This is a genomic window from Streptomyces sp. NPDC046900 (genome assembly GCF_040644975.1).
GTDB lineage: Bacteria > Actinomycetota > Actinomycetes > Streptomycetales > Streptomycetaceae > Streptomyces.
On the sequence record NZ_JBEYXD010000018.1, the window covers coordinates 59,092 to 71,029 of the forward strand.

Genomic DNA, 11,938 nt, shown 5'->3' on the forward strand with positions numbered 1-11,938 from the left:
GATGCCGCTTCGCCATCCCTTCCGACTGTGAAGTCGATCACCACGAGCCCGTTTTAGTTGAAGCTTGAACCTCTTGGGCCTAGTGTCGATGCCGTCGGCCGAACCAGCCGGATCACGGCGGGCCTCGCGGCTCAGGACGTCGTCTTCGGCATCGGCTCGGCGAGGGTGGGCAGCGTGCCCCTCGTTGCCGCCCTCAAGGCCGCGCCAGGGATCTGGGTCCATCTGGCGCGCCCCATGGGAAAGGCCCCCGCCAATGACGCCGGGGGCCTTTCCCATGGACCGGTCGGCTCTCCTGAGCCGGCCTTCGCTTCCGAGCCGATCGGCTCACGTGATCCGGGTCGTCGCACGGCACGTCCAGGACGGCCGGCCTGGGCCCGTGTCACTTCGTCCGCAGGGCCTCCGCCATCTTCGCCAGCTGGGCGAACGACGCCGTGCCGGCCACCACGGTCGTGGACCCCTTGTCCTTGAGCACGAGCGCGTCGTAACGGCCACCCGTGTAGCGCTGCCAGACACGGCCGCCGATCTCCTGGGTGGCCTTCGTCTCGTGCGCGCCCTGGCTCGCCTCGTCGATGAACGCGGACGGCTTCTGAGTCGACTGCTCGATCGCCACGTACTGTCCGGCGGGGTCCTGGAAGCCGAGGTGCCACGCATCGGACTCGTCACCCTGGAAGCGCACTGAGGTGGCCTTCCAGGTGTCGGGCAGGCCTTCGGGCGCCGCCACCGGATAGCTTGCGGCCCGGCGCGCCGTGAGCAGCTCGACGCGGTAATCCACCCGCTTGAGATCGGGAGCGTGGTCGTCGTGCGGGATGAACAGGTAGATCACGCCCGCCATCAGACCGATCAGGCCCAGGGAGAGGATCATGTCCCGGACCGTCTTCTGCTTGCCTTTCGTACCTGCCACCCCGCTATCGTCGCAGGTGCAGACCTCCGCTCATCCGTGGGGCCCCCTGCTCATTTTGTCTGCTCGGCGATAGAGTCTTGGGCACCACCCTCATCCGGCCGTCGTCGTATCAGAAAGGTGCGCTCCGATGACCGAGAATCATCATCTGCCGTCCGAACTCGAAGTTCCCTCCGAGGCACCGGACCGGAACCTCGCCCTGGAACTCGTCCGGGTCACCGAAGCCGCCGCCATGGCCGCGGGCCGCTGGGTCGGCCGCGGTGACAAGAACGGCGCCGACGGTGCCGCCGTACGCGCCATGCGAAGCCTCGTCTCCACCGTGTCGATGAACGGCGTCGTCGTCATCGGCGAAGGAGAGAAGGACGAGGCGCCGATGCTCTTCAACGGAGAGCGGATCGGCGACGGGACCGGGCCCGAGTGCGACATCGCCGTGGACCCGATCGACGGCACCACGCTCACCGCCAAGGGCATGCCGAACGCCATCGCCGTACTGGCCGCCGCCGACCGCGGCACGATGTTCGACCCGTCCGCCGTCTTCTACATGGACAAGCTGGTCACCGGCCCCGAGGCGGCCGACTTCGTCGACATCGACGCGCCCGTCTCGGTCAACATCCGCCGGGTCGCCAAGGCCAAGCGGTCCACGCCCGAGGACGTCACTGTCGTCATCCTCGACCGGCCGCGCCACGAGGGCCTCATCAACGAGGTCCGGGAGACCGGCGCGCGCATCAAACTGATCTCGGACGGCGACGTGGCCGGTTCGATCCTGGCACTGAGCGAGAACACCGGCATCGATCTGCTGCTCGGCGTCGGCGGCACGCCCGAGGGCATCATCTCCGCCTGCGCCGTGAAGTGCCTCGGCGGCACCATCCAGGGCAAGCTGTGGCCCAAGGACGACGAGGAGCGGCAGCGGGCCATCGACGCGGGCCACGACCTCGACCGGGTGCTGACCACGGACGACCTCGTCTCCGGCGAGAACGTCTTCTTCGTCGCCACCGGCATCACCGACGGCGAGCTGCTGCGCGGGGTGCGCTATCGCTCCGAGACCGCCACCACGGCCTCGATCGTGATGCGCTCCAAGTCCGGCACCGTCCGCCGGATCGAGTCCGTGCACCGGCTGAGCAAGCTGCGCGCATACAGCGCGATCGACTTCGACCGAGCCAAGTAGCCGGAGACCGGTCCGCCTCGGGGCGTCAGCCCCCTCGGCCCGGTCACCGGAACCCCGGGGCGCCCTCTGTGCGGAGAGGGCGCCCTTCTCGTGGGTCCCGTCAGCCGGCCGCGGCTATCGTCCCCCGCGCGGCCTTCTTGAGCTCCATCTCCCGGCGCCGGCGCCGGGCGAGCACCACACGGCGCTCGGCGGCCGTGAGGCCGCCCCAGACCCCGTACGGCTCGGGCTGGAGCAGCGCGTGCTCCCGGCACTCCACCATCACCGGGCAGCGCCCGCAGACCCGCTTCGCCGCCTCCTCACGGGACAGCCGGGCCGCGGTGGGTTCCTTGGAGGGCGCGAAGAACAGGCCGGCCTCGTCGCGCCGGCACACCGCCTCCGTGTGCCACGGGGCGTCCTGATCCCTGTCGCGCACTGGCACCCGCTGGTGCGGAACGTCAGCGACCTGCAGGGACGAATGCGGCGGTTGCAGCACGGTCTACTCCTGACGACGGCTTCGCGAGCGAGAGACGATGCAGCAAGGCCTACCCGCTGTGCGCGCGCCTATGCACTGCGTCCCCGGCCGCCGGGCGCCCAGGGAGTGCCGGTGTCGCTCCAACCGGACCCTTTCGCTTCGGATACGACCGGATTCACAAGCGTCAACGGTCCAGATGTTTGCGCAGAGCGCGGTCCACCTTGTCCGAGACACGATCGAGGATGTCGGCCACCCGCTTGCCCCGCTTCGGCCGGGCTTCGACGTTCCCGAGGACGGCCAGGCCGTCCACGTAGACGACGGGCGCTTCCTGGTCCGCCGAATCCAGCGGGCTCACCTCGAAGTTGCCGAGCACACCGCCGCCGGTGCCGCGCAGCGAGACGTTCTCCGGGACGCGGATCTGGACGTCGCCGAAGACCGAGACCGCTTTGATCACGATCTGCTGGTACTCGAAAATGGCCTCGCTCAGGTCGATCTCGACGCTGCCGAAGATCGCGTACGCGTGCGTACGGCGGCCGGGGCGCCAGCGGCCCCTGCGCATGGCGGAGCTGAAGACCGCCACCACGTTCTCGTCGGGCTCGGCCGGGATCGCGCCCGGGGTGGGGCGGCCCGGTGCCGGGGAGTCCGCCGCGGCGACACGGTGCGCATGGGCCGCGGGCAGATCCCGGACGAATCGGTCCAGCTCGCCGGCCGTCTTGGCGTTGAGCACGCCCTCGACGCGCTCGGCGTGCTCCTCCGCCGTGAGACGACCCTCGGCCAGGGCGTCGCGCAGAATGTCGGCGATGCGGTCACGGTCGGCGTCGGAGCAGCGCAGCTCGGCCGGAGGCACGGGCTGCCGGTTCGTCAGAACGGGGCTCTTGTGAAGGTCCACGGCAGCAGCGTACCGAAACGCGATAGATCGCGACTACCCCCCGGATCCGGACTGTGGAAAACCGCGCGCCGGGACAAGGTGCTCGAGCGCGCCCGACTGAGCCCTACCTCACAGGCTCGCCGTCGGCGCCAGGTTCTACGCTGGTGGACGCTGCCAACGGAGGCCAGCCCCGGCGAGTGAGCCGAAGGGGCGCGCCTGTGCGGGGAGACCGAGCACGATCGGCCCCTGGCACAGCATGTCGCGCCCCGGAGGTCGACGAGCCAGGAAATGACGGCCTGTCTAGTGAGGAATGGGCGAGATGCCTGAGTTCGCGTACACCGATCTGCTCCCGACAGGAGAGGACACCACCCCCTACCGGCTGGTGACCTCCGAGGGTGTCTCCACCTTCGAGGCCGACGGGCGTACGTTCCTCAAGGTCGAGCCGGAGGCGCTGCGCAAGCTCGCCGAAGAGGCGATCCACGACATCCAGCACTACCTCCGTCCCGCGCACCTCGCCCAGCTGCGGCGCATCATCGACGACCCGGAGGCCTCGGCGAACGACAAGTTCGTCGCGCTGGACCTGCTGAAGAACGCGAACATCGCGGCGGCGGGCGTGCTCCCCATGTGCCAGGACACCGGTACGGCGATCGTCATGGGCAAGCGCGGCCAGAACGTCCTCACCGAGGGCGGGGACGAGAAGGCGCTCTCCCACGGCATCTACGACGCGTACACCAAGCTGAACCTGCGCTACTCACAGATGGCCCCGCTCACCATGTGGGAGGAGAAGAACACCGGCTCGAACCTGCCGGCGCAGATCGAGCTCTACGCGACGGACGGCGGCGCCTACAAGTTCCTGTTCATGGCGAAGGGCGGCGGCAGCGCCAACAAGTCCTTCCTCTACCAGGAGACGAAGGCCGTCCTGAACGAGGCCTCCATGATGAAGTTCCTGGAGGAGAAGATCCGCTCGCTCGGCACGGCCGCCTGCCCGCCGTACCACCTGGCGATCGTCGTCGGCGGCACGAGCGCCGAGTACGCGCTCAAGACCGCCAAGTACGCCTCCGCGCACTACCTGGACGAGCTGCCGGCGGAGGGCTCCGAGCTGGGCCACGGCTTCCGGGACAAGGAGCTGGAGGAGAAGGTCTTCGAGCTGACGCAGAAGATCGGGATCGGGGCGCAGTTCGGCGGCAAGTACTTCTGCCACGACGTCCGCGTGGTCCGCCTCCCCCGGCACGGGGCGTCCTGCCCGGTCGCCATCGCGGTCTCCTGCTCGGCCGACCGCCAGGCCGTGGCGAAGATCACCGCCGAGGGCGTGTTCCTGGAGCAGTTGGAGACGGACCCGGCGCGGTTCCTGCCGGAGACGACGGACGAGCACCTGGAGCAGGACGGCGACGTCGTGCGCGTCGACCTGAACCAGCCCATGGACGACATCCTCGCGGAGCTGACCAAGTACCCGGTGAAGACGCGGCTTTCGCTGTCCGGTCCGCTGGTCGTGGCGCGCGACATCGCGCACGCCAAGATCAAGGAGCGGCTGGACCGCGGCGAGGAGATGCCGCAGTACCTCAAGGACCACCCGGTCTACTACGCCGGCCCGGCCAAGACGCCCGAGGGCTACGCGTCCGGCTCCTTCGGCCCGACGACGGCGGGCCGCATGGACTCCTACGTGGAGCAGTTCCAGGCGGCGGGCGGCTCCAAGGTGATGCTGGCGAAGGGCAACCGGAGCAAGCAGGTCACGGACGCGTGCGCGTCGCACGGCGGCTTCTACCTCGGCTCGATCGGCGGCCCGGCCGCCCGTCTCGCCCAGGACTGCATCAAGAAGGTCGAGGTCGTCGAGTACGAGGAGCTCGGGATGGAGGCGGTCTGGAAGATCGAGGTCGAGGACTTCCCGGCGTTCATCGTGGTGGACGACAAGGGCAACGACTTCTTCAAAGACCCGGCACCGCAGCCGACGTTCACGTCGATTCCGGTGCGGGGGCCGGGGCTGGCGTAGCGCCTTCGGGGCGGCGGGTAGGCATCGCGCCCCCGCCGCCCCCGCCGCAGGGGATGCGCCCCTGCACCCTGCCGGGGCTCCCGCCCCGGACCCCCTTGCGGCCCGACGGCCTCGTCCTCGAACGCCGGACGGGCTTCGTTATCGCCGTCGGACCGATGACTCGAACCTCGGACGAATGGGTCGAACGTCAGACGAATGGGTCGAACGACCACTTCAAAAATCCCCCGCCGATCCGGCGCCTCAGCCGACGTTCCAGGGACCGCTTCCCCGGCCCGGGAGCCGTCCCCCATTCGGCCCATCCCCCGGAACAACCGCACCCGCCCCCGCGCTGTACCCGGTATGAGCGAATACCGCATCGAGCACGACTCCATGGGCGAAGTGAAGGTACCCGTCGACGCCAAATGGCGGGCGCAGACGCAGCGCGCCGTGGAGAACTTCCCCGTCTCCGGACAGCGCATCGAACGTGCGCACATCGAGGCGCTGGCGCGGATCAAGGGCGCCGCCGCCAAGGTCAACGCGGAGCTGGGGGTGCTCGACAAGGACGTCGCCCAGGCCATCCAGGAGGCCGCCGACGAGGTCGCCGAGGGACGGTGGGACGAGCACTTCCCCGTGGACGTCTTCCAGACCGGGTCCGGCACCTCGTCCAACATGAACACCAACGAGGTCATCGCCACTCTCGCCAGTGAGCGGCTCGGCCGGAACGTGCACCCCAACGACCATGTGAACGCCTCCCAGTCGTCCAACGACGTCTTCCCCTCCTCCCTCCACATCGCCGCCACCGGCGCCGTCAGCCGCGACCTGATCCCCGCCCTCGAGCACCTCGCGGCCTCTCTCGAACGCAAGGCCGACGAGTTCGCGGATGTCGTGAAGGCGGGGCGGACCCACCTCATGGACGCCACGCCCGTGACCCTGGGTCAGGAGTTCGGCGGCTACGCCGCCCAGGTGCGGTACGGCGTCGAGCGGCTGAACGCCTCGCTGCCGCGGCTCGCCGAGCTGCCGCTGGGCGGTACCGCGGTCGGTACCGGCATCAACACGCCGGCAGGCTTCTCCGCCGCCGTCATCGCAGAGGTCGCGCGCGCCACCGGGCTGCCGCTCACCGAGGCCCGCAACCACTTCGAGGCCCAGGGCGCCCGGGACGGCATCGTCGAGACCAGCGGGCAGCTGAGGACCATCGCCGTCGGCCTGACGAAGATCGCCAACGATCTGCGGTGGATGGCCTCGGGGCCGAGGACCGGGCTCGCCGAGATCGCCCTTCCCGATCTGCAGCCGGGATCCTCGATCATGCCCGGCAAGGTCAACCCCGTCATCCCCGAGGCCGTCCTCATGGTCGCCGCGCAGGTCGTCGGGAACGACGCGACCGTCACCACCGCCGGCGCGGCCGGCAACTTCGAGCTCAACGTCATGATGCCGGTCCTCGCGAAGAACGTGCTGGAGTCGGTCCGGCTGCTCGCCAACGTCTCCCGGCTGCTCGCCGACCGGACCGTGGACGGCATCGTCGCCCACCCCGAACGCGCCCGCGAGTACGCCGAGTCGTCGCCCTCCGTCGTCACCCCGCTCAACAAGTACATCGGGTACGAAGAGGCCGCGAAGGTCGCCAAGAAGGCGCTCGCCGAGCGCAAGACGATCCGTCAGGTCGTCCTGGAAGCGGGCTACGTGGAGCGCGGCGACCTCACGCTGGAGCAGCTCGACGAGGCACTCGACGTCCTGCGGATGACCCACCCGTGAGGACCGCCCCTCATGTCACCCGCTCGTGGCGAACCATGACGGGCGCCACGGCGTCGTATGCCTGGGGCACCTAATATCTGTGCATGGCAGACGGTGGAGCGGTGAGACGAGTGGAAGCGAGCACGCCGACGACATACTGGGCGCCGGGAGAGCACATCCTCTGGCGGTACCGGGAGAACGCCGGTGAACGCTTCCACATCGTGCGCCCCGTCACCGTGGTCAGGGACGACGACCAACTGCTCGCGGTGTGGATGGCCCCCGGCACCCAGTGCGTGCGGCCCGTCCTCGCCGACGGCACGCCGCTGCACGCCGAGCCGCTGGAGTCCCGCTACACCAAGCCGCGGACGGTGCGGCTCGACCGCTGGTTCGGTGCCGGGGTGCTCAAGCTGGCACAGCCCGGTCAGCCCTGGTCGGTGTGGCTGTTCTGGGAGCCGGGCTGGCGGTTCAAGAACTGGTACGTGAACCTGGAGGAGCCGCTGGTCCGCTGGGCCGGCGGCGTCGACTCGGAGGACTACTTCCTGGACATCTGCGTCTACCCGGACCGCAGCTGGGGCTGGCGCGACGAGGACGAGTTCGCGCAGGCCCAGCGGGACGGTCTGATGAATCCTCGGCTGGCCCAACGGGTGCGGGAGGCGGGGCTGTCGGCGGTGGAGGCGATCCGCACCTGGCAGGCGCCGTTCTCGGACGGCTGGCAGCACTGGCGGCCCGATCCGTCCTGGTCCGTTCCGTCGCTGCCTGAGAACTGGGACCGTACTCCTGCGTATGTGACCTCATGAGACCCTTGTTGCGCCCCCGCGGTGCAACCGTAGGATCGTCCTCCGCAAGGGCACACCACAGCAACTCCCGCAATATGTGCTGAGCTTGACCGAACGTCATCGAGGGGCGGCAGGACGTGAGCGAGGGGTACGAGGACCGGACCGGGACGGCGCGTCCGACCCGTGGGTCATGCACGGCGGGTGACAGCGCCGGAATTCTGTTCCTGGGACACGTATTCCGGGTATCGGCATTTCTGCGGGACGAACTGCACGGACGGCGCGCAGCCCCGGACGGATGGATTCGACACGCGTGACGGAGCACCCGACCTCCCACGAGCGCCCGCAGCAGGGCGTCGGCCCCGCGGACCCCCGCGGGGCGCTCCTGCGTACCCCGGAGCCGCTGCCCGTGTCCCCCGCCCCGGCCTTGCCCGCACAGACCCGGGCCGGCGAGCCGTCCGCGTCCCCCGCCGGTCCGCTGCCGGGCGCGAAGCACGGACCGTCGGGTCCGCAGGGCGGCGCGTCCTCCGCCATGCCCGCGACGGGCGGCGGTGAGCACTCCCAGCCGGCCGCCGACGAGCCCGGCACGCACCGGCCGCGACCCGCTCCCGAGGGCATCCCGGTCCAGCCCGGCGGCGAACAGGACCGTGCCGCAGGCCTGCCCGGCGGCAAGGAGCGGCGTACCGGCCAGGCCCCGCCGCCGCACGGCCCGATGCCCATGCGCCGCGACGGGGACCGGCTGCGTTTCGTGGGCGCCGCGACCCGGCGGATCGCCCGCGGTATCGATCTCGACGAGATCGTGATGGGTCTGTGCCGGGCCACTGTGCCGACGTTCTCGGACGCGATCCTGGTCTATCTGCGCGACCCGCTGCCGGTGGGTGACGAGCGGCCGACCGGGCCGCTCGTGCTGCGGCTGAGGCGCACCGACCGGATCCCGCAGGAGCGGGACCTGGAGGACGGGATCCTGCCGGTTCCCGTGCCGGAGAGCCCTGGCCTCGTGGCACTGAGCAGGGAGCTGTGCGAGGTGCGGCCCGGAGGTGCGCTCGCCGAGGTGCTGCGCGGGGTGCGGCCGGTGTTCGCGGACGCGCCGTCCGCCCGCGCCGCGCTGCCCGAACTGCTGGGCGAGGACCTCACGGTTCCCCCCGGCCAGCGGGCGATCCTCGCCCCGCTGCGCGGCCGGCGCCGGGTCATCGGCGCCGTGCTGTTCCTGCGCCGCGCGGAGCGTCTGGCGTTCGAGGCGGACGACCTGCTGGTCGCCGCGCAGCTGGCCACGCACAGCGCGCTCGGCATCGACAAGGCGGTGCTGTACGGCCGTGAGGCGTACATCGCCGACGAGCTACAGCGCACGATGCTGCCGGAGACCCTGCCGAACCCGACGGGCGTCCGGCTCGCGTCCCGCTATCTGCCGGCCGCCGAGACGGCCCGTGTGGGTGGCGACTGGTACGACGCCATTCCGCTGCCCGGCAGCCGGGTGGCCCTGGTCGTGGGCGACGTCATGGGCCACTCCATGACGTCCGCGGCGATCATGGGGCAGCTGCGGACCACGGCCCAGACGCTCGCCGGACTCGACCTGCCGCCGCAGGAGGTGCTGCACCACCTCGACGAGCAGGCCCAGCGACTGGGCACCGACCGCATGGCGACCTGTCTGTACGCGGTGTACGACCCGGTCGCGCACCGGATCACCATCGCCAACGCCGGCCACCCTCCGCCGGTCCTGCTGCATCTGGGCGGCCGGGCCGAGGTGCTGCGGGTGCCCGCGGGCGCGCCCATCGGCGTGGGCGGAGTGGACTTCGAGGCGGTCGAGCTGGACGCCCCGGCCGGGGCGACCCTTCTGCTGTACACCGACGGTCTCGTCGAGTCGCGGCTGCGTGACGTGTGGACGGGCATAGAACAGCTGCGGGAGAAGCTCGCCGCCACCGCCCAGCTCACCGGCGCGGATCATCCGCCGCCGCTCGAGGCGCTGTGCGACGAGGTGCTCGACATGCTCGGCCCCGGCGACCGGGACGACGACATCGCCCTGCTCGCCGCCCGTTTCGACGGGATCGCGCCAAGTGATGTCGCCTACTGGTACCTGGAACCGGAGGACGCGGCCCCGAGCCGGGCCCGGCGCCTGGCCCGCCGTGCGCTGGCGCGCTGGGGCATGGAGGAGCTGACGGACTCGGTGGAGCTGCTGGTGAGCGAGGTCGTGACCAATGCCGTGCGCTATGCGTCACGGCCGGTCACGCTGCGTCTGCTGCGCACCGATGTGCTGCGCTGCGAGGTCGGCGACGATGTGCCGCAGCTGCCGCGGCTGAGGCAGGCGCGGGCCACGGACGAGGGCGGCCGGGGGCTCTACCTGGTGAACCGGCTGGCCCGGCGGTGGGGCGCGACCCGGCTGAGCACCGGGAAGGTGGTCTGGTTCGAGCTGAACCGGGGCTGAGCGGCCGGCGCACCCGTACGGCAATCAGAACCGGACCGAAACTGGACCCCGTCCAAAAGTTGCCGGCATCCCATCGGCGGAGTTGACTGCTGAGGTGAGCGAAGCGACCTGACCGACCCCTCTGTACGACGGGAGGACGCTCGTGACGCAGGCACCCCAGTCGGTTCCTTTCACCACCAGCAACTCGGGCATCCCGGTGGAGAGCGACGAGCACTCGCTCACCATCGGCCCCGACGGCCCGATCCTGCTCCAGGACCACTACCTCATCGAGAAGATGGCCCAGTTCAACCGGGAGCGGGTTCCGGAGCGGGTGGTACACGCCAAGGGCAGCGGCGCGTACGGAACCTTCGAAGTCACCAACGATGTCAGCCAGTTCACCAAGGCCGACCTGCTCCAGCCGGGGAAGCGCACCGAGATGCTCGCACGTTTCTCCACTGTCGCGGGTGAGCTCGGCTCCCCGGACACCTGGCGCGACCCGCGCGGTTTCGCGCTGAAGTTCTACACCCAGCATGGCAACTACGACCTGGTCGGCAACAACACGCCGATCTTCTTCGTCCGTGACTCACAGAAGTTCCAGGACTTCATCCGCTCCCAGAAGCGCCACCCGGTGACCGGGCTGCGCAACAACGACATGCAGTGGGACTTCTGGACCCTGTCCCCCGAGTCCGCGCACATGGTGACGTGGCTCATGGGCGACCGGGGCATCCCGAAGACGTACCGCAACATGAACGGGTACTCCTCCCACACCTACATGTGGATCAACGGCGGCGGCGAGAAGTTCTGGGTCAAGTACCACATGAAGACCGACCAGGGCATCGACTTCCTCACCCAGGAGGCGGCCGACGAACTGGCGGGCAAGGACGCCGACGTCCACCGCCGCGATCTGTACGAGGCGATCGAGCGCGGCGACCACCCGTCCTGGACGATGTACGTCCAGGTGATGCCCTTCGACGACGCGCCGGACTACCGGTTCAACCCGTTCGACCTGACCAAGGTGTGGCCGCACGGCGACTACCCGCTGATCGAGGTCGGCCGGATGACGCTGAACAAGAACCCGGAGGACTACTTCATCCACATCGAGCAGGCCGCGTTCGAGCCGTCCAACATGGTGCCGGGCATCGGCCCGTCGCCGGACAAGATGCTGCTCGGCCGGCTCTTCTCGTACCCGGACACGCACCGCTACCGCATCGGCCCCAACTACGCCCAGCTGCCGCCCAACCGGCCGCGCGTGGACGTGCACTCCTACGCCAAGGACGGCCCGATGCGCTACGAGCCCGCGCGCACCGCGCGGCCGTACGCACCCAACTCCTACGGCGGACCGGCCGCGGACGTCCAGCAGTTCGGCGACCCGGCCGGCTGGCACACGGCGGGCGAGATGGTGCGGGAGGCCTATCGGCTGCACCGTGAGGACGACGACTTCGGCCAGGCCCACACGATGGTCCGCCAGGTCCTGGACGAGGCGGCCCGCGACCGGCTGGTCTCCAATGTCACCAAGCACCTGCTGCAGGGCGTGAGCCGTCCGGTGCTGGACCGCGCGCTGCAGTACTGGCGCAACATCGACAAGGAGATCGGCGACCGCATCGCCCACAACGTCAACGGCGGCTGACAGCACAACGCGAAGGGCGTCCGGTGGCCGGTCCACCGGGCGCCCTTCGCCACTGCCGTTTGTCCGG

Annotated in this window: 9 protein-coding genes; 6 read left to right on the forward strand and 3 right to left on the reverse strand. The window is 70.1% G+C overall.

What is annotated here, in order from left to right:
* Positions 1-379 precede the first annotated feature (379 nt).
* On the reverse strand, positions 380-901 hold the full coding sequence (locus ABZ904_RS20005; protein ID WP_359392127.1) for a DUF4245 domain-containing protein: 522 nt from the start codon (positions 899-901) through the stop codon (positions 380-382).
* Between the two features lie 127 nt (positions 902-1,028).
* Between ABZ904_RS20005 and glpX the strand changes: the two genes are divergently transcribed.
* A complete protein-coding gene (glpX, locus tag ABZ904_RS20010; protein ID WP_359392128.1) occupies positions 1,029-2,063 on the forward strand; it encodes a class II fructose-bisphosphatase in 1,035 nt (344 codons plus the stop codon).
* 100 nt (positions 2,064-2,163) lie between these two features.
* Here the strand turns inward: glpX and ABZ904_RS20015 are convergent, their stop codons facing one another.
* Together ABZ904_RS20015 and ABZ904_RS20020 are read right to left on the reverse strand one after the other, a co-directional pair.
* A complete protein-coding gene (locus ABZ904_RS20015; protein WP_359392129.1) occupies positions 2,164-2,535 on the reverse strand; it encodes a WhiB family transcriptional regulator in 372 nt (123 codons plus the stop codon).
* Between the two features lie 163 nt (positions 2,536-2,698).
* On the reverse strand, positions 2,699-3,403 hold the full coding sequence (locus tag ABZ904_RS20020) for a DUF1707 domain-containing protein (RefSeq protein WP_361824777.1): 705 nt from the start codon (positions 3,401-3,403) through the stop codon (positions 2,699-2,701).
* Between the two features lie 298 nt (positions 3,404-3,701).
* Here ABZ904_RS20020 and ABZ904_RS20025 point away from each other — a divergent pair, with 298 nt between their 5' ends.
* From ABZ904_RS20025 to ABZ904_RS20045, 5 genes are all read left to right on the forward strand, one after another.
* Positions 3,702-5,369, forward strand: coding sequence for a fumarate hydratase (locus ABZ904_RS20025; protein ID WP_360995864.1), 1,668 nt, complete (start codon positions 3,702-3,704; stop codon positions 5,367-5,369).
* Between the two features lie 339 nt (positions 5,370-5,708).
* Positions 5,709-7,094 carry a class II fumarate hydratase gene (locus tag ABZ904_RS20030; protein WP_359392132.1) on the forward strand — a complete coding sequence of 462 codons (1,386 nt, stop codon included), beginning with the start codon at positions 5,709-5,711 and terminating at the stop codon, positions 7,092-7,094.
* A gap of 83 nt (positions 7,095-7,177) precedes the next feature.
* Positions 7,178-7,870, forward strand: a complete 693-nt coding sequence (locus ABZ904_RS20035; protein WP_359392133.1) for a DUF402 domain-containing protein — start codon at positions 7,178-7,180, stop codon at positions 7,868-7,870.
* Between the two features lie 274 nt (positions 7,871-8,144).
* Complete coding sequence (locus ABZ904_RS20040) at positions 8,145-10,265, forward strand: SpoIIE family protein phosphatase (RefSeq protein WP_360995860.1); 2,121 nt, start codon at positions 8,145-8,147, stop codon at positions 10,263-10,265.
* A gap of 142 nt (positions 10,266-10,407) precedes the next feature.
* Complete coding sequence (locus ABZ904_RS20045; protein WP_359392136.1) at positions 10,408-11,871, forward strand: catalase; 1,464 nt, start codon at positions 10,408-10,410, stop codon at positions 11,869-11,871.
* Positions 11,872-11,938 lie beyond the last annotated feature (67 nt).